This window comes from Polyangium fumosum (assembly GCF_005144585.1).
GTDB classification, from domain to species: Bacteria; Myxococcota_A; Polyangia; order Polyangiales; family Polyangiaceae; genus Polyangium; species Polyangium fumosum.
This window is the reverse complement of the sequence record NZ_SSMQ01000001.1, coordinates 181,243-206,255: the sequence shown is the minus strand read 5'-3', so window position 1 is coordinate 206,255 and position 25,013 is coordinate 181,243. Positions and strand designations below refer to the sequence as shown.

The window sequence follows — 25,013 nt, the reverse complement described above, 5'->3', positions numbered from 1 at the left end:
ACGGCGCGGGCTGCCGTGCCAAGGATTACGGTGATGCTCGGGCGCCTGATCGTAGGGATCCTCAAAGGCCTCATCGTAGGCGGGCTCATCGGGTTCGGGCTTGTGAAGCTCGGATTTGCCGTCCTTCCTGCGTGGCTCGCGTACATCGCCGCCGCCGTGACGGGCGTCGTGATCGGCCTCATCGCGGGCAAACCCATCTGGGCGAAGGACGCGAAGATCGAGGCGGGGATGAAGGCCGGCGTCGGCGCGTTGCTCGGCGCCGGGCTCATGTTCGCCGCGCGCAAGTGGCTGACGATGTACCTCCCGACCGATCTGCTGAGCCAGGTCGGCGTGATGGCGAAGAGCGAGACGATCCAGCTCGGGTACTTCCCGATCACCTCGCTCGCCGCGGTCGCCGCGGTGCTCGGCGGCTTCTACGACGCGGACAACACGCCCGAGCCCGAGGGCGAGGCGAAAGAAGAGGCGAAGGCCCCGCCCGCGAAGGCCGGGTCCCAGAAGCGCATCGCGCAGCCGGCCGCGGACGAGCTCGACGAGGACTTCGACGACACGTCGGCGGACGAGAAAAAGGCGAAGAAGTAGAGCGGTGCCGCCCGCGCGGATCCTGTTCTACATGGCGACGTTCGGGGCCCTCGCGCTCGTCGCGCGTTCGCTCCTGATCGGGCCCGTGCCCACGTGGATCACGCTCGCCGCGCTCGCCGCGTACACGGCGACGGTCCTCTCCGGCGTGCTCCTCCTGCGCCTGCGCATGTTCGTCGACGCGGTCTGCCGCGGGCCCGACGACGCGCGCGGCGTGGCCCTGACCTTCGACGACGGGCCGAACCCCACGCATACGCCGAAGGTGCTCGACCTGCTCGACCAGGCGAAGGTCAAGGCGACGTTCTTCGTGATCGGCAAGAAGGCCGAGGCGCACCCGGAGATCGTGCGCGACATCGTGGCGCGAGGTCACGCTCTCGGCTCACACGGCTACGCCCACCCGCGGACCTTCGCCATGTTGCCCACGTCCGCCGTGCGCGCGGACATCGAGCGCTCCCTCGTGGTGCTGGAGAAGATCACGGGCCGGAGGCCGACCCTGTTCCGGCCGCCGATCGGGCACACGAACCCGCGCATCGCGAAGGTCGTGGACGCGCTCGATCTGACCGTGGTCGGCTGGTCGGTGCGGGCGATCGACGGGCTCGCCTCCGCGGACGCCGAGAAGGTGACGGCGCGCGTCACGCGAGGCCTCGAAGACGGGGCGATCGTGCTGCTGCACGACGCGGCCGAGCGCGAGGATCACGTGCCGGCGAGCCTCGCCGCGCTGCCGAAGATCCTCGAAGGCCTGCGGGCGAGGAACCTCGCGGGCGTGGCGGTCACGGATTTCGTGGAAGGAAGCCGCGAGGAAGGTGCGGCCTAGGGCCCCGAAGAGCGCTACGAACGAAGACGGATCGTCATGGTGCCTTCTCGCCCGAGCCTGACCCTCTTCGCCCACCTCGTCTCGCGTCCCGAGCCGGAGATCGATCTCGTGCAAGCCTCGCTCGTCTTCGCGGAGAGCGAGTACCCGTCGCTCGACGTCGCGCGGTACGTGTCGACGCTCGAAGCGCTCGGCCGCGCGGCCGCGCGGCGCATCGCCCAGGACGCGCCGCACGGGACGACGGAGGAGCGGGTGCGCGTGGTGCTCGAATGGCTCTACGGCTCGCAAGGCTTCCGCGGCAACGCCGAGGAGTATTACGACCCGCGCAACAGCTACCTGAACGAGGTGCTCGACCGGAAGAAGGGCATCCCGATCACGCTCGCCGTCGTGTTGCTCGACGTGGCGACACGCGCGGGGATCGACGCGAAAGGCATCTCGTTCCCGGGGCATTTTCTGGTCGGCGCGGGGAATCGGCAGAAGGAAGCTCCGCGACCGGGGTTCGGGACGCGCTACGCCGCCAAGCAAGCCGAGACCCCGGGCGTCCCCCTCGTGATCGATCCGTTCCACGGGCGGATCCTCGCCGGGCAGGAGCTCGAAGCCCTGCACGCGCGGGTGACGGGCGCGGGGCCGCGGGTCGATCCGCGCCTGCTCGAACCTTGCAGCAAGCGCCAGATCCTCGCCCGCATGCTCTCGAACCTCCGCAGCATCCACGCGTCGCGGAACGACGACGAGCGGCTGCGCAACGTGCTCGAACACCTCGTCGCGATCGCGCCGTCGCCGGAGCTCTCCCGCGAGCTCGATCGGCTCGGCGGCAGCCGCGCGATCCTCGCCCGGCCCACCGCGAACCGCTCGTTCAACTGAGGTCCTTCGCGGCGAGCGGGACCGTGAAGGAGAAGCGCGCGCCCGCGCCCTCCTCGCCGTGCTCGACGCCGATCGATCCGCCCACGGATTCGAGCAGGCCCCGGCACACCGCGAGCCCGAGGCCCGTGCCTTTGCCGATCTCCTTCGTCGTGGTGAAGGGTTCGAAGAGTCGATCGCGGATGGCCGGCGCGACGCCGGGGCCGTTGTCGTGGACCTCGACGCGCACGCCCTCGGGCGCGCGGCGGGCGACGAGATCGATACGCCCTCCGGGCTTCGGGACGGCGTCGGCCGCGTTGAGGAGCAGGTTCAAGAGGACCTGCACGAGGCGCTCCTCGGAGAGCGCGACGAGCGGGAGATGCTTGTCGACGTCGAGCGTGATGGCCACGTCGCGCAGGGCCTTCTGCGGTTTGACGAGGGCGAGCGCGGCGTCGATCGCTTGCGCGAGGGAGCCGCCGATCTCGGGGGCTCGACCGCCGCGCACGCTCGTCGCAGGGCGGGCGAAGTCGAGCAGGTCCCGCAGGATGCCGTGGATGCGCTCGGTCTCGCCCTTCATGCGCTGCAAGAAGTCGCGTTGATCGGCCTCGTCGAGGCCGCCGGCGAGCAGCAGCTCCTCGAAGCCGAGCAGCGCGGCGATGGGGTTTCCGATCTCGTGCGCGAGCCCGGCCGCGAGGCGTCCCACGGAGGCGAGGCGCTCGGAGCGCACGAGCCGCTCCTGCGCGCGTTCGAGCTCCTTCGCATACCGCGTGGCCTCGTCGATCTTCACGCGCAGGCTCTCCTCGTCGGCGCGCAGGCGCTCGGTCATGCGCGCCACGCTGTCGGCGAGCTCGGCGAGTTCCCGCGCGCCCGCGCGAGGCAACTCGAGCCGGCGCGCGCCCTCGGCCACGCGGCCCGCGGCGCGCGAGAGGCGCTCGATCGGATCGACCACGAGCCGCGTCATCGCGAGGTACATGAAGACGAGGAGCGCGAGGGCGAAGATGCCCATGTAAAGCGCGAGGAGCCGGACGAGGGGCGCCGTGGGGATGACGCCGGCCATGCTGGCGCGGTGCAAGCTGACGACGGCGAAGAAGAGAGGCAGGAACGCGAGGACGAGCAGCGTGCCGAGCGCGACGAGGAGCTGAAGGCGGATGCCGGGGCGCACGAGCGTCAGGGTAGCTGTCTTCTCCCAAAACTAGGCCCGCCCCGATGGCCTCTGCTACGGGGGCCTTACCACCCCGCATGGCTCCGCTCGTGGTCCTCGTGCTCAAGCTTCGGCGCCTTGGCCGCGCGGCCTTGCCGCTCCTCTCTGCGATCGGCCTCGGCGCGATCGTGGTCGCGTCCACGGCGAGCCCGCTCTCGCTCTGGATCGAAGCGCCGGCCTCGGCGCTCCTGCTCGGCCTGCTCGCGGCGCGCGCGTCGCGGCGCTCCCGGGCGATCGAGGGCACGCTCCGCCTCGACCTCGAGGTTGGCGCGCTCTTCACCGTGCTCGTCTACGCGATCGTGACGCGCAGCGACGGCGCGCTCGACGGGCGCCTCTACCCGCTCGTCTACGTGTGCGTGGGCCTCGTGAGCGCGTTCGCGCGCCCGATCGCCACGGTCCTGCTCCTCGCCTTCGCGCTCGGGCTCGACGCCTCCGTGCGACACTGGGCCATGCTCGCGTCGAGCCTCGACCGCCTCGCCTACGCGGGCGCGTTCATGGTCGTGTTCGCCTCGTTCAACGCGCTGCTCCTCCGCGCCGAGATCGCCCGCGCGAGGAGCGCGCTGAAAGATCGCATCCAGGCCGAGGTGGAGAAACTTCGCGATGACGCGCGGAGCTACCGGCTGCTCGGCGCGCCGGGCGGCGGGCGCGCCTCGTCGCGGGCGAACGACGAGGAGCGGCTCGTGCGCTCGGGCGTGGAGGAGATCCACCAGTCCGTGCTCTTCGCGCTGCGGCTGCTCCGGCAGGCGATGAACCTGCACACGGCGGTCCTCCTCTGGCAAAACGACGCCGGGACGCACCTGCGCATCAGCGAGCTCTCGACCGACGACCCGAACGTCGCCGAGGGCCCCTTCCTCGCGGGCGACGGCATCTTCGGCGCGGCGATCACGCAGCGCGAGGCCGTCGCGCTCCGTGGCCTCGAGCCGCGCCACAAGCTCCCCTACTACACGGGCCCTTGCCCCGTGCGCGCCGCGCTCGCGCTGCCGGTCTTCGAGCACGGCTCCATCCGCGGCGTGCTCGTCCTCGACCGGCTCACCGACGAGCCCTTTGGCCTCAAAGAACAGGAGCTCGCCATGGAGGCCTGCCGCTACGCGGTGCGGGCCATCCAGAACGAGCGTGTGTTCGTGCAGCTCGAGCGCGCCAAGGTGGAGCAGGGCCGGCTCTACCGCGCGGTCGAGAGCCTCAACGCCGCGACGACCGAGGCCGAGGTCGTGGAGTCGGGCCTGCGCACGGCGCGCGAGATCACGAGCGTCGACTTCGCCGCGGTCACGCTCTACGACGAGTCACAGAAGGCCCACGAGATCCGCGCCGTCAGCGGCGGCGACGAGGCGAACCTCGTCGGCCAGCGCTACAAGCAGAACGCCGGCCTCGTCTCGATGGCGCTCGAAAACAAGCACCCGCTGCCCTACCGCGGCGAGTACGACGAGAAGCGCCAGGTCGTCTTCACGAAGAAGCTCGCGCCGCCGAGCATGCCCTCGATGATCGTCCTGCCGATGCTCGTGCACGACAAGCCCCTCGGCACGCTCGTCCTCGGCTCGCGCCGCCGCGCCGCGTTCGGCGACGCCGCGCGCAGCACGCTCGAAGTGCTCACGAGCCACGTCGCTGTCTCGCTCGCGAACGCGCGCATGATGCGCAGGCTCGAAGAGATGGCCACGCTCGACGGCATGACGGGCCTCTACAACAAGCGCGCGATGCTGGAGATCGCCGACCAGAAGATCAAGGCGGCCAAGCGCTTCGGCCGCAAGCTCAGCGTGCTCGTGACGGACATCGACCACTTCAAGAAGGTCAACGACACCTACGGGCACGACGCGGGCGACGTGATCATCAAGGGCCTCGGCGAGATCCTCCGCCGCGAGCGGCGCGCGACCGACGCCACGGCGCGCTTCGGCGGCGAGGAGTTCGTGGTGATCTGCGAGGAGACGGACACGCGCGGCGCGATGCTGCTGGCCGAGCGGGTGCGCGAGGAGCTCGGCAAGACGATCTTCCACGCGCCGAAGCCCGGCCCGGACGGTCAGCCCGTGACGATCCGCGTGACCTGCTCGATCGGCGTGGCGAGCTTCCCCGAGGCCGGCGAGACCTGGGAAGACCTCTTCAAGGCGGCGGACGAGGCCCTCTACGCCTCGAAGCGCGGCGGGCGGAACCGCGTCACCGCCCACGCGGCCCTGCCCCGCGCCGCCGGGTCGAAAGCGCAACACGCAGCCTGATGGTGGCTTGCGAGCGCGCTGACGCGACCCATACACTCCAGGTATGAGCGCGAACGACGATCGGGACGATCGCAACGAGCAAGCCGAACGGGCGAAGACGCACCTGGTGCAGGGCCTCGGCCACTTGTTCCGTGCGGCCACGATGGCGGCGACCGGGATCAAGAAGGAGCTCGACCGGACGGACGTGGGCAAACAAGTCGAGGTCGCGGGGCGCGAGATCTACCGCGCGGCGAACAACGTCGTGAGCCGGTTGGGGACGGAGATGCTGTTCGGGTCGAAGGACAAGGACAAGGACAAGGACAAGGACAAGAAGCGCGAGCCCGGGCCGGACGACGAGCGCAAAGACGATCGTGATCCGCCGCGGTACCCGCCGGGCCAGAAGCCGAAGGGGCCGACGGAGGAGGATCCGGGGTTCCGGATCATGACGGACGATGGGGAGCCGAAGTAGAGGGGATCAGGCGGCGAGACGTAGCGATTCCCACGCCTGTGCTTCGTCGATCTCCGCCGCCGACAGCTCCCAGTCGTTTGCGGGCAAAACTTCCTGGGTATCGAGGGCTTCCCGGTAACGCTTAGCGTTGCCACGGATTTCCAGGTCCAGCGGTAGCTCTGCCGTCGCTTGATCAAAGAGAGCGTTCACCTGTTGTTCAGGACGACCGAGCATCGCTGCGGCGATGGCCCACCACTCGAAGAGGCGCCCGCGCACCTCGCTACGGGTGGATAGCGCAAGGCCATCTTCGCAGAACCTCTCGACTTCGGCGTAGCGGCCTATCTGGAGCGCGTGAAACGCAGCGTAGAGGTAAGGCCAGTCGAGCTTCGTCTTCAATCTAGCGGCATCGGTGAAGTCTCGCATCGCTCGGGCTCGATCGGAGTGCAGCAACGCGAGGCCGCGCGCGAGCAGCGGCCCTTCGGAGCGATGCACGGTCACAGCCCGCTCGAAGGAGCGTAACGCTTGATCCTTGTCTCCGAGGTCCTCGTACGCAAATCCTGCGGCGAGAAGCCCCATGGCACGAATTGAAGGCAGTGCCGTAGGGTCATCCCATGCGGACTCGACCAACTTGGTGACTCGCTCGAGCACCGCGCGCTGATCTTTCTCCTCTGCCTGCATCGATGCCCGACGAAGGATCGCAGCAACCTCCAGAAGCAGTATCCCCGAGACGATGGGCCGCGATTCGATTTCTCGTGCGCGCTCGACCGCAACGTCGATCAGCCCCGCGGAAACGAGAGCCTCTAGAGCGAGAAATTCATAATGTGGCTTTGGCTCCAGCTCGTTCGCGAAGTCGTAGAAGCAAACAGCAGCATGAAAAAATCCCTGTCGCTCCCAACACCGACCCATCGCATATACGTAGCGAGCCTCAAGCGGTGACGGGAGCTTTCTGATAAGCGATAAAGCCTGACGATCGTCTTGTCCCAGAAACGCTTCATTGACCTTCTGCGACACGATCGCCTGCGTCTCCCCCTCGGCAAGCAGCTCGACCCGACGCTTCCCCTCGATGATGTAAAGGTCCTCGGACAGATCATCAAGGAGCGCCTGCTCCTCCTCGCTCGAAGCGTGGTAGGGCGCATCCATCTCGTTCCGAAGCTGGTCCGCCCGCTCCCCCTTACCTCGTCCTGCTCGCATTTCTCGATGCAACTCGACGAGCAACGCTTCGTATCTCAAGCACGCGGACGACGGCATGTTAACCCTCCTCATCCACGACCCACAGCCGTTGCGTGGCGGCGAGCTCTCGTTGATAGTCACCGATCGGCATCCGTTGGACCGGCTGTATCACCCCGTGCGTGCGTGACGTCGGCAAAAGCTCCAGTGAGCTGCCCAAGGGCGCCCGCTCGAAGTTCGCTTCCCCGAGGCGAAACACGCGGTGTGAATCGTCTCCGCGCGCGCCTCGCCTAAGATGCCGGAGGCGCTCGGGCAGTCGGCTCGGAGCGAAGGCCGCCAGGCGTGGCACCACCGAGAGCCCCTCGCCCGAGGGTCCGACTTTCCCCTCGCCGTCCGGATGCACATCCGCGGGCTCAGTGGGAGGTACACTTGCACCCAGCATGTCGCCAGCCGTCCCCACCGCCGGAACCACAGGCGACGCCGACGGATCCTCTGGCACCATCGTTCGATACATCCTCGGCCAAGCCGCTGACATGGGGGCCAACCTACCACGTCGCGCCGGTTGTCGAGCCATCCGCTTCCCCATCTTCGCTTTCGCGCCTCACCCCGCCCGCCTCACCTGCCCCTCTTCAGCCCCGAACCCGCTCGCCGCCGCCCCCGCCGCGCCTCTCCCGAATCGCAGACCCACCTCGACGCCCTCGCCGCACCCCTCGCCGCTCAAACCTCCACCCCGCCGTTCTCGCCCGCTCTCCGCGCCGCTCAACCTCGCCTCCCGCCGCCCCCGCCCCCCTCCGCGCGTCCGATCGCCGCGCTCCGTTCGTCCCCGGAGCCCCATCTTCAACTTGAAACTCGCGCCCCGGACGCTCCCGCCATCCCCCTTCCCAAGCTTCCTTCGTTCTTCGGGTCTCCACATCCCATGAGCGAAGCCAAAGCCTCCCGCATGGTCTCCGACCGCGTCGCGATCACCAACAACGTGGTCGCCGCGGTCGACATCCACGGCCCCGAGATCGCGCCCACCCTGGAGATGATCCTTTTCCCCGGCGGCGTCCCTCAGGACCTCACGCTTGCCAAGGTCCTCGCCGCGTTCGGCGATCACCTCCGCGCGCGCGCCAGCCAGCTCGTCACCGCCGACCGCACCCACATGATCGAGCTCGCCGACGACGAAGGCTACCGCGCGAAGCGCGACGACTGCACGGCCGAAACGAGAGACTTCCTCAGCACGCTTCGGTCCGGCCTCGCTCGCAACTATGGCCAGGTCGTCGCCGGTGCTTATGGCCTCGGTGCCCCCATTCCCGAGGATCCTCACACCGTCCTCGTCCTCGCCGACAACGTCGAGAATCTGCTCCGCAATCGTCCACTCACGGAGCCGCCGAAAAACAAGAGCTTGAAGATCGACCCCATCGCGGCCGCCGACGACCTGAAAGCCAGCGCCTCCGCATTGAAGACGGCGCTCGGCGATGTCGAACGCGAAAGGCGCGAGGCGCAGCTCACGCAGACCGCCAAGAACGAGGCCATGGTCGCCTGGGGAACATCGTATTCAGGGGTGGCCGATGCGGCTGCTGCCTTTTTCCTCCTCGCCGGCCGCCCCGCCCTGGCCGAGCGCGTGCGGCCCACGGCGCGACGCAGGGCCGGCTTGCCGGAGCCAGAGGACACGGTCGAAGGCTCCGCCGAAGCCACGCCCACCGGCGCCGGGGGAAGTTCCACTCCCTGAACGAGCCCGCGTCCCTCGCTCCTCAAGAACCCGGTGTCGAGAATGCGCGCGGATTCACGTGACGCCGCGTTTGTCCGCGGGGTTTTTCCCTTGCAAGCGGCTCCGCCTCGCGTACCATCGGGAGCATGACCGATCCCCCTGATCCCGCGCTCCCCCCTGGTCTCCTCGACGCAATCGCAAAGCTTCTTTTCCGCCTCCTCGACCGCGACGCCACCCGCGAGCTCGGCGAACTCGCCACACCGGACGGCGCAAGCATGCATCTCGTGGCCACCTCGGGTGGTGCGCCGGGAAGCATCCAGTGGTCGCTCGCGGAACGCGTGCCCGCGGGCGTTGCAGCCTATCGACTCTCGCGAACGACGTACGACCTCCTCCTCCGTGCGAGCGCAGCCGCGGAGGGTGGAATCGTCGCGAATGGTACACGTTTCCACCTCCGAGCCATCTGGGACGGCACACGGCACGTGGCGGACGCGGTCCAGGTCGCATGAAGCCGGCGTCGCCCGGGGGCGCAATCGGACGGCTTGCATGGATCGGAATCTCTGTCGTCGTCGGATTCGCGCTTACCCGGTGGCCTGCCATCGGCTTGCCGCAGGGTGAAGGCACGCTCGCCACCGCCCTGCGGCTCGTCCGGCTCATCGTTGCAATCGATGCAGCGAGACTCGTGCGATCGTTTCGGTCCGAGTATCGGCCGGTCAGCCTCATGTTGTGGTACACGGTGGTGGGCGACCTCGCGCGCTGGGCGCTCTCGCCGCTCACGGCGGGCGCCACGGTCCCCTACGAGGGGGTTGCACGGATCGGATTCTTCGCTCGCGAGGCGCTTTATTGGGGATGGATCTTCGGCGCCGCCGCGCTCGCCGTGCATGTCTATCTCGGTCGCTCCGTACGCCCCATCATTTTCTTGTACGGCGTGGCGCTGGCGGGGCTCTTCCTTGCGTATCCGGCCATCTCAGGAACGCCGCTGACGATGATTCGAGCCGGACTCCACGCGGCAGAGTTGACGGTGATAACGACGTCTCTCGCGATATATGTCGCCACGTTGCTGCGAGCGTCGGCCTTGCGCCAGGCGACTCGGCCCTCCGTCGAGCACGCCGCGCCCATGCTTTTTGGATTTGCTGATGGCCTCTTGTTCGGTGGGCCTTATTTGCCGCTGCCGCGGATGGCGCCTACGGAACGGTGGGGGCTCGCTCAGGCGTCGTACCTGGGCCTTTATTTGATATTGTTCATTGTGCAAAGGGGGTTTCGATGGTCCCGCTTTGGCTCTTTTACGCGGCCCTCGCGACCGGCGGGCTCTTTGCTGCATTAGCCCTGGTCGCGGTGCTCTTCGCGCTCGCTATCCGGCTCGAACTCGAGGACATCAAAGGGTGGCTCCTCGCGCAGGAGCACGAGCGCACACAAGAACGACAGGAAGCGGAGGAGCGATTTCTCATCACCGTGCGGGAGCTGGTTGCGCTGCGGCAGGAGGTACGTGCCCTCCGGCGAGCCGGCACACCGAGCGCCCATGAGTTCGATGCCTCTGAGCCGTGAGCGGGTCCCTGATGGCCTGCTCCTTCCTCCATGGAGAACGACGTGGACGACACCACCAACCTCGACCTGCCGAAGGAAGAACTCTGGAGCGAAGCGCTAGGCTTCGAATCCTCCCTCCACACCGCGCAGCTCTTCCTCCTCCTGGAGAGCATCGAGCTTCACTGGCGAGACCGGACGGACGTCGTTGCCGCGGCCAACCTGACGATCGAATTCAGCGCCAAGCAAATGGCCGGCGCGACGTTCGGCCCCCCCGACTTCTTCGTCGTGCTCGGCGCGGAACGCAAACCTCGCAAGAGCTGGAACGTCTGGCACGAGGGCGGGAAGTACCCGAACGTGATCATCGAGGTGCTCGCACCGAGCACGGCAGCCTTCGATCGAGGACCGAGGAAGCAGGTCTACCAGGACGTCTTCCGCACGCCCGAGTACTTCTGGTTCGACCCGGAGACGAAGGAGTTCGCGGGCTTCCGGCTCCTCGGCGGCCGGTACGAACCGATCCCCCCCGACAGCGACGGGCGGCTGTGGAGCACACAGCTCGATCTCTCGTTCGGCGTGCACGAGGGCAAGCTTCGTTTCTTCACGAAGGAAGGCACGCTCGTCCCGACCGGTCGCGAGCGCGCAGAGCGCCTCGCCGAGAAACTCCGCGCCCTCGGCGTCGATCCCGACAAGCTCTAATACTCGAACCCGCTCCCCCCGATGAACTCCCGCAGGATCGACGTCGGCGGCACGTGATCCGGGTAGATCGTCACCACCTTGTCGATGAGCTGCCGCAGCCGGTGCGCCGTCACGAACGCCGGATGCTCCTGCGCCACTTCGAGCAGGTAGCGGTCGGCGAACACCTTGATCACGCCGAGCTCGTAGACGAGCGACGAGTCGAAGATCGCGTCGGCCTGCGCGAGGAACGGGAAGATGTTCGCGCGTTCGCCCGCGCGCACCGAAGGCCAGCGCAGGATGTTCGCCGCTGCGTTCGTCCCGCGCCCATGCCGATCACGCACGATGCGCCGCAGCAGGCGCACGTCGGACACGCTGATGCGGTTCACCCGGTCGAACGGCAGCGCCGTCATCGGCTGGAGGAAGATGCAGAAGACCTTGTCCCGCGGGAGGAGCCCGTCGATGAGCTTCGGGTTCAGCCCGTGGATGCCCTCGATCAGGAGCACGTCGGAGCCGCGTAACGTCACCTCGCGCCCGCCGTCCGGGTGGCTCTTGCCCGTCACGAAGTCGTAACGCGCCGTCTTCACCGTCTCGCCGGCGAAGATGCGCCCGAGGTGCTCCCGCAGCGCGCCGACGTCGATCGCTTCGAGCGACTCGTAGTCGTACTCGCCGCGCGCATCCCGCACCGTCTTCTCGCGGTCGACGTAGTAGTCGTCCAGGGACAACCCCACGGGGTGGATCCCGTTCACGAGGAGCTGCACCGTCAGGCGCGAGAGGAACGTCGTCTTGCCCGACGATGACGGGCCCGCCACGCAGATCACCCGGATCGTCCCGCCCCCCGCGATCGCGTCTGCGATGCGGCTGATGCGCTTCTCGTGCTGGCCCTCGCTCACCCGGATGATCTCCGGCGTCTTGCCGCGCACGCACGCGTCGTTGAACGCGCCCACGCTCGTGATGCCGAGCGTCGTCAGCCAGGGCTCGTCCTGCCGCACGCCGAGCCGCGCGGACGCAGGCTGGATGTCCTGGTGCAACCGGGTCGACGGCGGGGCCGCGCCGCCCTCGGGCGTCACGCGGGGCTCGTCGCCGTAACACAACATCACCGCCTCGCCGCCGACCTCGATGCGGAACGGGAACGGCGCGATGTGCCCTGCGCTCGGCAGGAGCGGCGCCATCGACAGCACCGCCTCGGACCCCGCGCAGACGAGCTGCACGTGCCCCGTTCGCCACGTCCGCAGGAGCGCGAGCAGGTCCCGCGCGCCCTCCTCGGCGAAGTGGCTGCGCGCCTCGTCGACGGTCCAGAACTCTTGCTGGAACGGCACGTCCGCCGCGATGAGCTCGTGCATCTTCGCCGTCACGCGCTCGGCCCACGTCGTGAGCAAGAGCGTGCCCGGGTGGAGCAACTCGATCGGCTGACCAAACCCCGCGCCGGGCCCGAGCCGCACGAACACGTCCGGAAAGGCGCGCCGCGACGCTTCGAGCAAGAGCAACCCGAGGCTCGCGCGATACACGCGCTTGCCTTCCCAGTGCGACGCGCAGAGCGGCTCCACGTGCGCGTCCGAGGTGATGGGCATCCCGAGCGACACGGCCTTGTTGTTCACGAGCGCCGCGACCACCGGATCACCACCGACGTCCCGCGGCAGGAGATCACCGAGGAGCGTCCCCGTCCGCACCCGCGCCCACGCGCGGTTCACCGTGACGTCGACGAACACGCGCCGCGGCAAGGAGCGCTCGTGCAAGAGCGCGCCCATGTTCTCCGTCATCTCGGTGAGCTCTTTTCCGAGCGACGCCACGAGCGCCTGCGTCAGGCAAAGCGCGAGCTCCGGGTCGCGCTTCGACATCTGCTCGTACTGCGCACGCGAGAGCCGCGCGAGCGTGAGCGTCGACTCCGCGACCACGCTCGACGTGCGCAGGCGCCCCGCGATCAGCGCGAGCTCGCCGAAATGCGCGCCCGGCCCGATGCGCCCGAGGTCCACGTTCGCGCGGCGGAGGCGCGCTTCGCCCGACACCAGGAAATACATCTCCTGTCCGACTTCGCCCTCGCGCAGCAGCACCGACGTCGGCGGCACCTCGACGTGTTCGAGATACGAAACCAGCCGCGACGACGTCGCGCTGCAGACCTGCGCGAAAAGCACACTCGTAGCGGCGAGTGCGTCCACGGATCCGGACGGAATGGAGTCGGGGAGATAAGGCAGCGTGGGCGACGACATACGACGCAGGGAGAGCTACCATGCGCCCGCGAGGTGCCTTCATGCGTACTTCTCTTCGACTTGGACTTTTGTCGATCGTGCTCAGTCTCGGCTCCGTGGCCGCATGCGCCGCCGAGGTGGAATCGCTCTTCTCCGGCGGCGGCACGGCCGGTGGACAAGGCGGCGCGGGCGGACAAGGCGGCGCGGGCGGACAAGGTGGGCTCGGCGGCGTAGGCGGGCTCGGCGGCGCGGGCGGACAAGGCGGGGCCGCTTCGAGTTCAAGCAGCGCGGCCACGGGCACGGGCCCGAGCTCGAGCAGCGCGAGCACCGGGGGACAGGGCGGGCAAGGCGGCGGCGGCTTCGATCCGCAGGCGTGTGGGCAATGCGCGTTCGGCGCTTGCCAGGCAGAGCTCTTCGCGTGTGGCCAGCCGTGTCAGGGCTTCCTCGGCTGCGCGCAAAACTGCACCGACAGCCTTTGCGTCGACGATTGCCTGACGCAGTTCCCGCAAGCGCAACCGGCCTACGATTGCACGTGCGCCTCGTGCAGCGGCCAGTGCGGCACCTTCTGCGACGGCGCGAGCGGATCGAGCTCGGGCACGACGACGGTGGCAAGCAGCAGCGCGAGCGGCACGGGCGGCGGCCCTGCGTGCAGCACGTGTTCGCAGATCCTCCAGGGCGGAGGCAATGACCCGCCTTGCCAGGGCTCGGACGTGCTGCTCGGCGCGCTCTTCACCTGCACCTGCCAGCAGAGCTGCACGAACGAGTGCGGAAGCTCCTGCCAGGGCGGACAGCCGACGCAGGCGTGCTTGGGCTGCGTGCAGCAGAAGTGCGGGCAGCAGGTCAACGCCTGTTTGCAGGACTGACCCGTCCTCGACACGCCCTCGACACGCCCCCGTCGAGAAGTCGCCGTCGCCGTGACGCTGCACGTTCGTCACGGTAAGTATGGCGACCATGCGTATTGCTTCGCTTACATCACCGTTCTTCCTTCTCCCCCTGTTCACACTCGCCGCAGCCCCTTTTGCCTGCGCAAATCCCCTTCAAATGCCCGACACCAGCACCGGCGCGGGCGGGGACGCCGGCGGGGGCAGCGCGGGCGGTATGGGCGGCGCGGGGGGCCTCGACGGGGGCCCCGACGTCACGCCGGGATCCCCCTGCACCACGGATCTCGACTGCGTGGCCCTCGAAGGCCCTTGCAGTGATGGCGTGTGCGCCGGAGAGAGCGGCTGTCAGCTCGTGCCGAAGAACGACTTCGGCCCTTGCGACGACGGGCTCTTCTGCACCGTCAACGATGTCTGCCTGAGCGGCGCGTGCACCGCGGGCACCTCGAAGATCTGCCCGTCGAACGGCGAAGCCTGCAAGATCGGCAGTTGCAACGAGGAGACCAACGCGTGCGAGTTCGGGCCCGTCAACGAGGGCGGCTTTTGCGATGACGGCGACCCGTGCACCGAGCTCGGCGTATGCAAGGCCGGCGCGTGCCAGCTAGGCCCGAAGATCGATTGCTCCTTCCTCAACGACCTCTGCGCAATCGGCACCTGCGACCCGGTCGCCGGCTGCATCGCCGTCCCGCAAAACGACGGCGTCTTCTGCGACGACAAGCTCTTCTGCACGGTCGAGGACGTCTGCGTCGCCGGCCAGTGCGTCGGCGCGCCGAACCCGTGCACGCCGACGGCCGACCCCTGCAAGATCCCGCAGTGCGACGAGATCCAGGAGACCTGCGTGGCGATCGCCGGCAACGACGGCGCCGCGTGCGAAGACGGAAACGCCTGCACCGAGGGCGAGGTCTGCGCGGGCGGCGCGTGCGGCAGCGGCGCGCCCGTGCCTTCGGGCACCACGTGCAACGACAACAAAGCCTGCACCACGGGCGAGACGTGCGAGGCCGGCACCTGCGGCGGGGGCGCGCCCATCCTCGCGTGCGCCCCTGGCGACGGCTGCTGCCCTGCGGGTTGTGATCTCTCGACCGACGACGACTGCAAGCTGCTCAAGATCGGCGTGATGGGCGGGCCGTTCTACGTGGACGACCTGCGCGCCCACCTCGCGACGCAGCCCTTCATCGGCTCGGCCGTGGTGAACACCGATTGCTCGCTCTCGACGCTGCAGAAGTTCGACGTCGTGATCCTTCACGGCCAAATGAGCTGCTTCAGCCCCTCCACCCTCAACACGTACGTGCAGGGAGGCGGCGGCGTCATCGCCACGCCGTGGATGTACAGCAACTACGGCGACCTCGACGCCTTGCCCGTCACGGGCCAGCTCATCAACAGCTTCCAGAGTTACCCGCTCAAGGTCACCGTGACCGATCCGACCGACGTCCTTCTGCAAGGCGTCACGTTCCAGAACGGCGACTTCGTCGGCTGGGAGGAGATCCAGTTCACGCTCAAACCCGGCGCGAAGAGCTCGGTCGTATGGCTCGGCGACCTGAGCCGACACGCGGTCGCGAAGTGGCAGTACGGCAGCGGCCGCGTCGTGTATCTCGATTTTCATTACCTCACGTCCGATTGTTCGCTCGCTTCGGGCTACACGTGGGGCAAACAGCTCGCGTACAACGCCACGCTCTGGGCCGGAAAAGTCCTGTAACGCACGGACCATTCGGCGTATGCTCCGGGCTCCGGCGATGCCGCTGCCCCCCTTGCCACGCATCCTGCTCACGCAGGACCCGCACGCGGAATTGAGCTCGCCCGCCTTCCTGCGCGTCCAGCGCGTCATGCTCCGCGCCTCCTTCCCGGACGGCGAGCAGAGCGAGCCCTTCTCGTACGATATCGTCGATCGGGAGCGGCTCGACGCCGTGGTCATCGCCGCGCACTTCCGCGACGCGAAGGGCATCCGCCACGTCTACCTTCGCTCCTCGGTGCGCCCGCCCGTCGCGCTGCGGAGCCGCGTGGCCTCGCCCCTCCCCGAGCGCGACGACCTCGGCAACCTGTGGGAGCTGCCCGCGGGCCTCGTCGAGGTCGACGAGCGGAGCCCCGAAGGCCTGCTCCTTTGCGCCGCGCGCGAGCTTCAGGAAGAGCTCGGCTTCGAGGTCGACCCGCGCGCGCTCGCGCCGCTCGGCCCTTCTTCGTTTCCGGCGCCCGGCATGGTCGGCGAGCGGCACTTCTTCTTCCACGTCCCCGTGGATCCCTCGCGGCGCGCGGCACCGACCGAGGACGGCTCCGTGCTCGAACGCAAGGCCACGATCGCCGCGCTCCCGCTCGACGAGGCGCTCGCGCTCGCGCGGAGCGGCCTCCTCGAGGATGAAAAGACCGAGCTCGCGCTCCGTCGCCTCGCGGAGCTCGACTCGTGAAGCGCGCCTCGTCCGCGCGACGCGCGAAGACGCACGCAGGCACGAACGGCGTCGCGGCGCGCAGCGCGCCCAAGCCCAAGGTCGCGCTCATCATCAAGCGCTCGGCCTACCGGGTGCAGGTCGAAGAGCGCAAGAACGGCCGCATTCAGCGCCTCCTCGCCGCGCACGACCCCACCGTCGCGCACCTGCGCGCCGCGCACGAGGAACACGAGGCCACCGTGCGCGAGGTGAGGACCGCGCTCGCCGTGCTCGGCGTGGAGATCGCGTTCGAGGGCAGCGTCGGCGACGCCTTCGACGCCCGCGGCCTCGATCTCGTCATCACCGTCGGCGGCGACGGCACGCTCCTCAGCGCCTCGCACTCCGTCGCGGATGTCCCCATCCTCGGCATCAACAGCGCGCCCGAGTACTCCGTCGGCTTTTTCTGCGGCGCGCGCCGTGGCGAGGCGGCCGTCGCCATCGGCCGCGCGCTCCGCGGCGAGCTTCGCCGCGCCGTGCTCACGCGCATGCAGGTCTGCGTGAACGGCCGTGTCGTCGCGGCGCGCGTCCTCAACGACGCGCTCTTTTGCCACGTCTCGCCCGCCGCCACCTCGCGCTACATCGTCCGGCTCGGCGAGGAGGAGGAGGAGCAGAAGTCGAGCGGCTTCTGGATCGGCCCGGCGGCCGGCTCCACCGCCGCGCAGCGCTCCGCCGGTGGTCACGTGATTCCTTTGACCTCCAAACGATTGCAGCTCGTCGTGCGCGAGCCCTACACGCCGCACGGCGAGAAGTATCGGCTGCGCCACGCGATCATCCCGCCGGGAACGACGCTCGTCGTCCGCAGCAAGATGACGGACGCGAAGCTCTTCATCGACGGGCCGAACCGCACGATCGACGTCGGCGTCGGCGATCTGCTGGAGTTCACGCAGGCGAGCGAGGCCCTCACCGTGCTCGGCATCGCGCCCACGCGGCGCTGGGGCGTCGACCAAGACGAACCTGCGACGCCCGCCCCGCGCGGCGCCGCGCACCGCGACGACCACGCGCGCTGAGCTGACAAGAGGGGTTCGTCCGCGCGTGTCCTCCTCGCCGGAGGCCCGTCTCGCGGCTGTCCGGTGAAAAATTCGCCTCGCGACGACGCACGCCGCGTGCGCCCCCCGAGAGAGTCGGATCCACGCGGAGCCTTCGGGATCCGACGTTTTCGTGGTAGCCGGACCTCCCACCGCGCCGCGATCCTCCGCTCCGCGCCGCGAGGGTTCTCCCGGAAGATCGCGGGTTTCGCCGGAAAATCACGGCTGTTTTGGTCGCCCGTGCGGCCGCGCCAAGGCCCCCTTCCCCCTGCGCCCTCGGGCGGGAGCGGCGCCGAATGGCCTGTTTTTGTCGCTCCGAACGACGATTTCCCGCTCGACCTAACGCGTTCCTTGTGGTTGTTTGGGCCGCGAGAGGGCATTTACCTCGGAGGAAACACATCATGGCTGGCAAGAAGACGGAGACGAAGAAGGCGGCCTCGATCAGCAAGAGCGCGCTTCTCAACGCGATTGCGGAGGAGGCTGGGGGCGAGATCACGCGCAAGCAGGTCAAGCTCGTCCTCGACAACCTCTCGCAGATCGCCTACCGCGAGCTCAAGAAGGCCGGCATCTTCACTGTGCCCGGCTTCGCCAAGTTCCGCGTCGTGAAGAAGCCGGCCACGAAGGCGCGTGAGGGCGTCAACCCCTTCACGAAGCAGCCGATGACGTTCCCGGCGAAGCCGGCGAGCAAGACGGTCCGCGCCCGCCCGATCAAGGCGGTCAAGGACGCGATGGGCTGAGCCTTCGCTCCCGTTCGATGACGGACGGGGCACGGGTCGCGGAACGTCGGTCTTCGCGTGTGCGAAGCCGACGCGCGGCCCGTTTTCTTTTTTGTCCCGCGCCTACGCCGCCGGGCCCACGAGGCTGGCGAAGCGCGCGTACGCCCGATCTCGATCCGCGCGGATCTCCTGCGCCCGCGCGAGCAGCGCTTCGATCGGCTCGCCTGTGAGCTTCTTGAAGTTCAGCTCCGAACGGTCGACGGCGCTCGCCTCGAACTCCTCGATCGAGGTCGCGAACACCGTGCCGCCCTCGTGCATGCCTGCGGGGATGAACTGCACGAACGGGTCGGGCGCGCGGCGCAAGAGCCCGATGAGACGATGCGGCGCGTCGCGATCCCCGACGAGCGCGGGGTGAAACGCCGCCATCACCGGCGCCTCCGGGAAAAACCCTTGCAGCCGGGCAAGCAGCGTCGACGCGAACCGCTCGAACACGTTCGGCGCCGGCAGCGAGAGCGGGAAGACCACGTGCAGCACGTTGCTTTGCGCCGCGACGACGGCGTCTCGCGTCGCATCGAGATCGGGCTCGTGGTCGAGCATCACGCAGAACCTCCCGAACGCCACGTCCACATCCCGGACGAACGGACAGAGCGCGTACGCTTGCACGATCTCCGTCGCGTAGCGCCGATGGACCCGCAGGACCTCGGCGGCGAACGCGGACGCTTCGGGGTGAGAGGCGAGCTTGCCCCGGACCATCGGCTCGAGCGCGGCCATCCTCGTGTACGTACCAAAGTTTTCCCGGGCCGCCGCGCGGTTTGCCCCGAGAGACCCCTCGCTCGCCGCGGCGCTTGGTGGCCAGACCAACACTTCCTCGCGCAAAAGCCTGCGTTTTCCGGCGTCCTCACAGGATTTGCGTCCACGTGGAGACTTCCCGTGTGGTTCCGCTCGGCTTATGCAGAGGAGCCGTGGTACTTATGCCGCCGCTGCGGCGGGTGTGGTGAAAGGAGGACGCGTGCAGGAATCGGCCAAGCTCACGCTGAAGAAAGATGGACAGGAGCAGACGATCGAGCTTCCGATCGTGACCGGGACGGAGAACGAGAAGGGCATCGACATCTCGACGCTCCGCGCAAAGACCGGCTACGTGGTGCTCGACCCGGCGTTCGTGAACACCGCGTCCACGTCGAGCTCGATCTGTTTCATCGACGGGGAGCAGGGCATCCTGCGGTATCGGGGCATCCCGATCGAGCAGCTCGGTGAAAAGTCGACGTTCGTGGAGGTCGCCTACCTCCTGATTTACGGGCACCTCCCGAGCCGCGCGGAGCTCGTGCGTTTCTCCACGCTCCTCACGCGGCACTCGTTGATCCACGAGGACATGAAGCACTTCTACGAGGGTTACCCCTCGACGGCGCACCCGATGGCGATCCTGTCGTCGATGGTGTGTTCGCTTTCGAGCTTCTATCCCGAGGCGATCAACGCGGACAACCGCGAGCAGGTCGACATCACGATCGCGCGGCTCCTCTCGAAGGTCCGCACGATCGCGTCCTTCTCGTACAAGAAGTCGATCGGCCAGCCCTTCGTCTACCCGCAGAACTCGCTCTCGTACTGCGCGAACTTCCTCAACATGATGTTCTCGGTCCCGGCGGAGCCGTACGAGATCGACGAGGACATCGTGAAGGTGCTGAACCTCCTGCTCATCCTGCACGCCGACCACGAACAGAACTGTTCGACGTCGACGGTGCGGCTCGTGGGCAGCGCGAAGGCGAACCTCTTCGCCTCGATCGCGGCGGGCATCTGTGCCCTCTGGGGCCCGCTGCACGGCGGCGCCAACCAGGAGGTCGTCGAGATGCTCGAAGAGATCCGCAAGGACGGCGGCGACGTCTCGAAGTTCGTCAAGCTCGCGAAGGACAAGACCTCGAACTTCCGCCTCATGGGCTTCGGCCACCGGGTCTACAAGAACTACGACCCGCGCGCGAAGCTCATCAAGGTCGCGGCGGACAAGGTCCTCGCCAAGCTCGGCATCAAGGACCCGCTGCTCGACATCGCGCGCAAGCTCGAAGAGGCGGCGCTCAGCGACCCGTACTTCGTGGAGCGCAAGCTCTATCCGAACGTCGACTTCTACAGCGGCATCATCTACCGGGCGCTCGGCTTCCCCACGAACATGTTCACCGTCATGTTCGCGCTCGGCCGCCTGCCCGGCTGGATCGCGCACTGGAAAGAGCAGAACGAGAACGCGTCGACGAAGATCGGCCGCCCGCGCCAGATCTACACCGGCGAGGTCGAGCGCAACTACACGCCGATCGAAGAGCGCAGCTAACGCGCTTGCCGCCTCGGGCCTGCGTGGGGGGAGGGCCGCCTCCCCCCGCGCGCCCTTCCCTCCCCCTCCCCGGTTCCTCGCGAACGCTAGTTGATGATCGAGCTGCCGAAGCTCGGCACCGGCTCATCCATCCGATCGATCGCGCCCTTCAGCCCTGCCCACGCGTTGCGGAGGGCGTCGGCCGACATGCGCACCGTCACGCCGTTCTGAAGCATGGTGACGTGGACCGTGCCGCACGTGCACCGCGTCACGCGGACAGCGCTGTTCGACGCGAGCTCGGTGTGCTCTCCGCACTGCTTGTTGCCAGCCATCGACGAAAATCCTCCGTGCGGCGACCATAGCAGCAAGGCGCCCTGCGCGCGCCTCCCTGCGCATCCCTTCCACGGAAAGGGCGGGCGCGGGGACCGCCGCGCCTGGATGGCCGACGACTTGCTTTCGTGTAGCGTCCTTAGCGTCCCCTTTTTCTCACCCCCGGGGAGGAAACCTATGTCCGCTTTCCGATCTCTCGTGTTGCTTGCGCTCGCCGCCCCCCTCTTCTTTGCTTGCTCGAGCGAGCCCAATCCCCCCCCGACACCGGAGGCAGACCCGGCACATATCGACCCACCCCCGCAGGGTCAGGGGTTCCAGATCGAGACCAACCTCTTCGAGGTCCCGGCCGGCGTCGAGAAGCAGGACTGTTACTTCTTCAAGGTGCGTGACCTGGCGGCTGCGAACGGCCTCGATCCGGAGAGCCCCGTCTACGTCAACCGCGTGCAGATCGCCCAGAAAGACGGCTCGCACCACATGAACGTCTTCCGCGTCCGGTCGATCGTGGGCCTCGATCCCGCGAACGGCGCGGTCCAGGAGGGCACGGACAACGTCGGCGAGTGCTTCAAGAGCGCGAACTGGGCGGACTGGCCGCTCGTCGCGAACTCGCAGATCGACGGCAAGCTCGACTGGTCCTTCCCCGAGGGCGTCGCCAACGAGTTCATGCCCGACGAGTGGCTCATGCTCCAGACGCACTACGTCAACGCCTCGACCCAGGGCACGCCCTCGGGCGAGGGCAAGGTCAACGTGAACTTCTGGACGATCCCCAAGGAGAAGGTGACGGCGCAGCTCGGCACGCTCTTCGCGACCAAGCAGTCGATCCGCGTCTGTGCCTCGAACCCGACGCCCTCCTTCGACGGCTCCTGCCAGTTCAAGAGCGACAAGCCCGTCCACATCATCGGCGCGAACGGCCACTTCCACAGCCGCGGCAAGCAGTTCGACATGTTCGCGTGGGACGGCGTGAGCGGCGAACAGCCGCCGCTGGATAAGCGCTTCTACTCGTCGCAGGCCTGGGACGAGCCGCCGATGCTCACGTCCCCCGAGCTCGACCTCGAAGTCCCCGCGAACAGCGGCGTATTCTATACGTGTTCGTACCAGTGGCAGATGCCCGAGGCCTCGCTCGGCTGCGACGGCTTGAACGCGCTCGACAAGCAGGGCGCGAACGACTGTTGCTACACGTTCGGCCCGATCGTCGAGGCCAACGAGCACTGCAACATCTTCGTCTACTACTACCCGAAGGCCGACGACATCAACTGCTTCTAGCCGTGGACAAACGCTGTCTCGCGCTCGCGCTCGTGCTCGCTGCTTGCAGCTCTCCCGTGCCGCCGCCGCCGTCGGAGGAGGACGCCGGCATCATCATCGGGGGCTGCAAGCTCGCGTATCTCGGCGACCCTTCGGCCGAGCCGATCATGGAGGTGATCGCGCTCGACCCCGAGCGCGAGATCCAGCCGATCAGTGATGGATCGAGCGTCTCCTTGATCTTCCCGCCGCAGGGCGGCCGTGTCGTCTTCGCCGGCGTGCGGGCGACGAACGTCGACCCGTGCGCCGTCCGCATCGCGGGCGCCCTGCGCGACCCGGTGACGAAGCAAGTTCGTCTAGACAATCGCACCGTCAACCTCGCGCCCACGGACGACGGCTACGGCCGCAGCGCGCCGACGGACATCTCCTCGTTCTCGAACATCGCGGCGTGTCCGAACCAGTGGGCCGAGGACGACCTCTTCGACAAACCCTACGAGCTCACGGTCTCGCTCACGGATCGCGACGGGAAGAAGGTCACGAAGATCATGACCGTCACCCCGCGCTGCGACGAACCCGGGCGCGAGGCCGAGTGCCTCTGCATGTGCGCGGGTGACTACATCCTCGGCATGCAGTGTGATCCCGACGCCGGCCCGTCCGATCCGGACCTCGACGCCGGCGCGGACGGGGCCGCGGATGCCTCTGGAGGATCGCCGTGAAGCGCCTTCGCCTCCCGCTCGTGCTCACGCTCGCCACGCTCGCGGCCGGCTGCTCCGATCCGCCCCCGGACCCCCCGCCTTCCTCGGAAACGTCCGCGTGGCAAGTCGCGCTCGACGGGAGCGACCTCGACCGTGCGGTGCTCAGCGTGTGGGGCAGCGGCCCGAAGGACGTCTTCGCCGTCGGCGGCCCGCTCGGCAACGGCAAGGAGTCGCTCGTCGTCCACTTCGACGGCGATGCCTTCCGCGAGCTTTCTCCCGGCGGCGACCAGACGTACTGGTGGGTGTCCGGCTCGGGCCCGGACGATGTCTGGATGGTCGGCGAAGAGGGCCGCATCACCCACTGGGACGGCTCGACCTTCACGGAGCACGTTTCCGGCACCACGGCGACGCTGTGGGGCGTCTGGGCAGCCGGCAAGGCCGACGCCTGGGCTGTCGGCGGCACGCCCGAGGGCGGCGCCGGCGCGCCGAACGACGTGGTCCTGCACTGGGACGGGAGCACCTGGACGCCCGTGACCTTGCCCGGCATGCCGCTCGGGCGGGCGCACTACAAGGTCTGGGGCACGAGCTCCGACGACCTCTACGTGGTCGGTGAGTACGGCACGATCTGGCATAAGAAGGGCGCAGCGTGGGCCCTCGAATCGGATCCGCCGCTCGCGTCTGGCACACTCTTCACGGTGAACGGCTGCGGCCCGAACGAGGTCTATGCCGTCGGCACGTTCGACGTCCTCCGCTCGGACGGCGCCTCCTGGCAAAAGCTCGACGTCGCGCTCACGAACGGCGTGAACGGCGTGGCTTGCAACGCGCCCGGCGAGGTGGTCGTCGTGGGCTTCGGCGGCTTGAAGCAGCGCCTCGGCGCGGGCACGTGGGTGGACGAGTTCGACGTGCCACCCTATGCCGATCTGCACGCGGCCTGGGCCGATGGCACTGGCACGTACTGGGCCGTCGGCGGGAACTTCGTGACGAGCAGCATGCCGGGCGCGGCACGTGAAGGCATCGTGGCGCGGTACGGCCCGGGCAGGATCGCGGATCGCATCACGCCGTGAACTCGACCTGGTCGGACGTGCGACCACCGCTATGACAGCGCCGCCCGACGCGGCGTGAACGACGACGCTCGACCGTTTCGAAATCCTCGGTGGATCGTCGAACGCAGGACGTACCCTCGCGGGTGGTCGTCCCCTTGCACTCGGGGGCGCCGCGATCGAGGGACCCCTCGTCCACACAGGAGAACGAACTCATGCGTACTTCCCTTGCCCCGATCTTCGCCGCCGCCGCGCTCGCCGCCGCCACGACCTTCGGCTTTGCTTCGTCGGCCGACGCCAAGACCATCAGCGCTTGCGGCGGCATCGAGCTCGCCGCGAACGCCAAATGCGAGATGCGCGTCGAGGGCGGATGTGTCGCCGCCTGCCAGCCTTTGAACTTCCAGGTCCAGTGCGCCGCCGACCTCTATGTCGGCTGCAGCGGCCAGTGCAACGCGCAGATCGAAGCCTCGTGCACCGCAAGCTGCTCGGCGAGCTGCGAGGCGGAGTGCAACGTCGACCCCGGCAGCTTCGAGTGCGGCGCTTCCTGCCGCGCCGACTGCGGCGCGAGCTGCAACGGCGCCTGCGCCGCCGATCCCGACAGCGCTCGGTGCCGCGCCTCCTGCGAGGCCACGTGTGGCGGCGAGTGTGACGCGCGCTGCGAGGCCACGCCGCCCAGCGCGGACTGCAAGGCGCAGTGCTCCTCGTGTTGCTCCGGCTCCTGCGACGCGCAGGCCAACATCGACTGCCAGGTCGACTGCCAGGCCAAGGGCTTCATCAACTGCGAGACCAAGCTCCAGGGCGGCTGCGAGGTCGCCTGCACGAAGCCCGACGGCGCGCTCTTCTGCGACGGCCAGTACGTCGACGTCGGCGAGCAGATCGACCAGTGCGTCGCGCAGCTCGAGAGCCTGCTCGAGATCAAGGTCGAGGGCTACGCGCGCGGCGACGCGCAGTGCAACGGCGGTCGCTGCACCGCCACGGGCGAGGCGGGCGTCTCCTGCGCCCAGAGCCCCGGCAACACGTCGGGCAGCGCGGCCGGCATCCTCGGCGCCCTCGCGGCCTTTGGCCTCGCGCTCGGCCGCCGCAAGAACCAGAAGAAGTAGTCG

25 protein-coding genes are annotated in these 25,013 nt (G+C 68.4%); 19 read left to right on the top strand and 6 right to left on the bottom strand.

The genetic code is table 11. The annotated features are described in order from the left end of the window. The first annotated feature begins 33 nt into the window (after positions 1-33). The 3 genes from E8A74_RS00895 to E8A74_RS00885 are packed head-to-tail and all read left to right on the top strand — an operon-like array spanning position 34 to position 2,248. Entirely contained in the window at positions 34-579 is a 546-nt protein-coding gene (locus E8A74_RS00895; protein WP_136926960.1) for a hypothetical protein, read from the top strand. A gap of 4 nt (positions 580-583) precedes the next feature. Beyond that, positions 584-1,390 (top strand): polysaccharide deacetylase family protein, encoded by an 807-nt coding sequence (locus E8A74_RS00890; RefSeq protein ID WP_136926959.1) that lies wholly within the window; start codon positions 584-586, stop codon positions 1,388-1,390. Between the two features lie 36 nt (positions 1,391-1,426). Continuing rightward, positions 1,427-2,248 (top strand): SirB1 family protein, encoded by an 822-nt coding sequence (locus E8A74_RS00885; protein WP_232379307.1) that lies wholly within the window; start codon positions 1,427-1,429, stop codon positions 2,246-2,248. On the opposite strand, the gene E8A74_RS00880 is transcribed toward E8A74_RS00885, so the two are convergent. Beyond that, positions 2,241-3,386 carry a sensor histidine kinase gene (locus E8A74_RS00880; RefSeq protein ID WP_136926958.1) on the bottom strand — a complete coding sequence of 382 codons (1,146 nt, stop codon included), beginning with the start codon at positions 3,384-3,386 and terminating at the stop codon, positions 2,241-2,243. The two genes, E8A74_RS00885 and E8A74_RS00880, sit on opposite strands and share 8 nt — an antisense overlap. Before the next feature lie 77 nt (positions 3,387-3,463). Here E8A74_RS00880 and E8A74_RS00875 point away from each other — a divergent pair, with 77 nt between their 5' ends. Both E8A74_RS00875 and E8A74_RS00870 read left to right on the top strand, forming a co-directional pair. Next, positions 3,464-5,626 carry a sensor domain-containing diguanylate cyclase gene (locus tag E8A74_RS00875; RefSeq protein ID WP_136926957.1) on the top strand — a complete coding sequence of 721 codons (2,163 nt, stop codon included), beginning with the start codon at positions 3,464-3,466 and terminating at the stop codon, positions 5,624-5,626. 43 nt (positions 5,627-5,669) lie between these two features. Further along, on the top strand, positions 5,670-6,074 hold the full coding sequence (locus E8A74_RS00870; RefSeq protein ID WP_136926956.1) for a hypothetical protein: 405 nt from the start codon (positions 5,670-5,672) through the stop codon (positions 6,072-6,074). Between the two features lie 6 nt (positions 6,075-6,080). Here E8A74_RS00870 and E8A74_RS00865 read toward each other — a convergent pair whose 3' ends face one another. Beyond that, positions 6,081-7,301 carry a hypothetical protein gene (locus E8A74_RS00865; RefSeq protein WP_170228764.1) on the bottom strand — a complete coding sequence of 407 codons (1,221 nt, stop codon included), beginning with the start codon at positions 7,299-7,301 and terminating at the stop codon, positions 6,081-6,083. A gap of 835 nt (positions 7,302-8,136) precedes the next feature. Here E8A74_RS00865 and E8A74_RS00855 point away from each other — a divergent pair. From E8A74_RS00855 to E8A74_RS00845, 3 genes are all read left to right on the top strand, one after another. Continuing rightward, positions 8,137-8,931 carry a hypothetical protein gene (locus E8A74_RS00855; RefSeq protein ID WP_136926953.1) on the top strand — a complete coding sequence of 265 codons (795 nt, stop codon included), beginning with the start codon at positions 8,137-8,139 and terminating at the stop codon, positions 8,929-8,931. Positions 8,932-9,056: 125 nt separating this feature from the next. Further along, the gene (locus tag E8A74_RS00850; RefSeq protein WP_136926952.1) at positions 9,057-9,416 is read left to right on the top strand and encodes a hypothetical protein; all 360 of its coding nucleotides are present in this window, start codon (positions 9,057-9,059) and stop codon (positions 9,414-9,416) included. After that, positions 9,413-10,231 carry a hypothetical protein gene (locus tag E8A74_RS00845; RefSeq protein WP_136926951.1) on the top strand — a complete coding sequence of 273 codons (819 nt, stop codon included), beginning with the start codon at positions 9,413-9,415 and terminating at the stop codon, positions 10,229-10,231. Before E8A74_RS00850 ends, E8A74_RS00845 begins: the two co-directional genes overlap by 4 nt. Here the strand turns inward: E8A74_RS00845 and E8A74_RS00840 are convergent. Continuing rightward, positions 10,228-10,428 (bottom strand): hypothetical protein, encoded by a 201-nt coding sequence (locus tag E8A74_RS00840; protein ID WP_136926950.1) that lies wholly within the window; start codon positions 10,426-10,428, stop codon positions 10,228-10,230. The genes E8A74_RS00845 and E8A74_RS00840 overlap by 4 nt on opposite strands. A 66-nt stretch (positions 10,429-10,494) precedes the next feature. On the opposite strand from E8A74_RS00840, the gene E8A74_RS00835 reads away from it, so the two are divergent. Beyond that, on the top strand, positions 10,495-11,124 hold the full coding sequence (locus tag E8A74_RS00835; protein WP_232379306.1) for a Uma2 family endonuclease: 630 nt from the start codon (positions 10,495-10,497) through the stop codon (positions 11,122-11,124). Here the strand turns inward: E8A74_RS00835 and E8A74_RS00830 are convergent. Then, positions 11,121-13,307, bottom strand: a complete 2,187-nt coding sequence (locus E8A74_RS00830) for a cyclic nucleotide-binding domain-containing protein (RefSeq protein WP_136926948.1) — start codon at positions 13,305-13,307, stop codon at positions 11,121-11,123. The two genes, E8A74_RS00835 and E8A74_RS00830, sit on opposite strands and share 4 nt — an antisense overlap. A 41-nt stretch (positions 13,308-13,348) precedes the next feature. Here E8A74_RS00830 and E8A74_RS55415 point away from each other — a divergent pair, with 41 nt between their 5' ends. From E8A74_RS55415 to E8A74_RS00805, 5 genes are all read left to right on the top strand, one after another. Then, positions 13,349-14,149, top strand: coding sequence for a hypothetical protein (locus E8A74_RS55415; protein WP_136926947.1), 801 nt, complete (start codon positions 13,349-13,351; stop codon positions 14,147-14,149). A 178-nt stretch (positions 14,150-14,327) separates the two neighbouring features. After that, a complete protein-coding gene (locus tag E8A74_RS00820; RefSeq protein ID WP_136926946.1) occupies positions 14,328-15,857 on the top strand; it encodes a hypothetical protein in 1,530 nt (509 codons plus the stop codon). Between the two features lie 19 nt (positions 15,858-15,876). Next, positions 15,877-16,560: an NUDIX domain-containing protein gene (locus E8A74_RS00815; protein WP_232379304.1), complete on the top strand. Its 684-nt coding sequence runs from the start codon at positions 15,877-15,879 to the stop codon at positions 16,558-16,560. Next, positions 16,557-17,585, top strand: a complete 1,029-nt coding sequence (locus E8A74_RS00810) for an NAD(+)/NADH kinase (RefSeq protein WP_136926944.1) — start codon at positions 16,557-16,559, stop codon at positions 17,583-17,585. The genes E8A74_RS00815 and E8A74_RS00810 overlap by 4 nt, the downstream gene beginning before the upstream one ends. Positions 17,586-18,004: 419 nt before the next feature. Then, positions 18,005-18,340 (top strand): HU family DNA-binding protein, encoded by a 336-nt coding sequence (locus tag E8A74_RS00805; RefSeq protein WP_136926943.1) that lies wholly within the window; start codon positions 18,005-18,007, stop codon positions 18,338-18,340. 102 nt (positions 18,341-18,442) lie between these two features. Here the strand turns inward: E8A74_RS00805 and E8A74_RS00800 are convergent, their stop codons facing one another. Continuing rightward, positions 18,443-19,090, bottom strand: coding sequence for a hypothetical protein (locus tag E8A74_RS00800; RefSeq protein ID WP_136926942.1), 648 nt, complete (start codon positions 19,088-19,090; stop codon positions 18,443-18,445). Between the two features lie 238 nt (positions 19,091-19,328). Here E8A74_RS00800 and E8A74_RS00795 point away from each other — a divergent pair, with 238 nt between their 5' ends. After that, positions 19,329-20,630 (top strand): citrate synthase, encoded by a 1,302-nt coding sequence (locus tag E8A74_RS00795; protein WP_232379303.1) that lies wholly within the window; start codon positions 19,329-19,331, stop codon positions 20,628-20,630. A gap of 86 nt (positions 20,631-20,716) precedes the next feature. On the opposite strand, the gene E8A74_RS00790 is transcribed toward E8A74_RS00795, so the two are convergent. After that, positions 20,717-20,941, bottom strand: coding sequence for a hypothetical protein (locus E8A74_RS00790; RefSeq protein WP_136926940.1), 225 nt, complete (start codon positions 20,939-20,941; stop codon positions 20,717-20,719). A 175-nt stretch (positions 20,942-21,116) separates the two neighbouring features. Between E8A74_RS00790 and E8A74_RS00785 the strand changes: the two genes are divergently transcribed. The 4 genes from E8A74_RS00785 (at position 21,117) to E8A74_RS00770 (ending at position 25,010) form a co-directional block, all read left to right on the top strand. Further along, positions 21,117-22,199, top strand: a complete 1,083-nt coding sequence (locus E8A74_RS00785) for a hypothetical protein (protein WP_232379302.1) — start codon at positions 21,117-21,119, stop codon at positions 22,197-22,199. 2 nt (positions 22,200-22,201) lie between these two features. Next, complete coding sequence (locus E8A74_RS00780; protein ID WP_136926939.1) at positions 22,202-22,891, top strand: hypothetical protein; 690 nt, start codon at positions 22,202-22,204, stop codon at positions 22,889-22,891. Continuing rightward, a complete protein-coding gene (locus E8A74_RS00775; protein WP_136926938.1) occupies positions 22,888-23,934 on the top strand; it encodes a hypothetical protein in 1,047 nt (348 codons plus the stop codon). Before E8A74_RS00780 ends, E8A74_RS00775 begins: the two co-directional genes overlap by 4 nt. Before the next feature lie 191 nt (positions 23,935-24,125). Beyond that, positions 24,126-25,010 (top strand): hypothetical protein, encoded by an 885-nt coding sequence (locus tag E8A74_RS00770; protein ID WP_136926937.1) that lies wholly within the window; start codon positions 24,126-24,128, stop codon positions 25,008-25,010. Positions 25,011-25,013 lie beyond the last annotated feature (3 nt).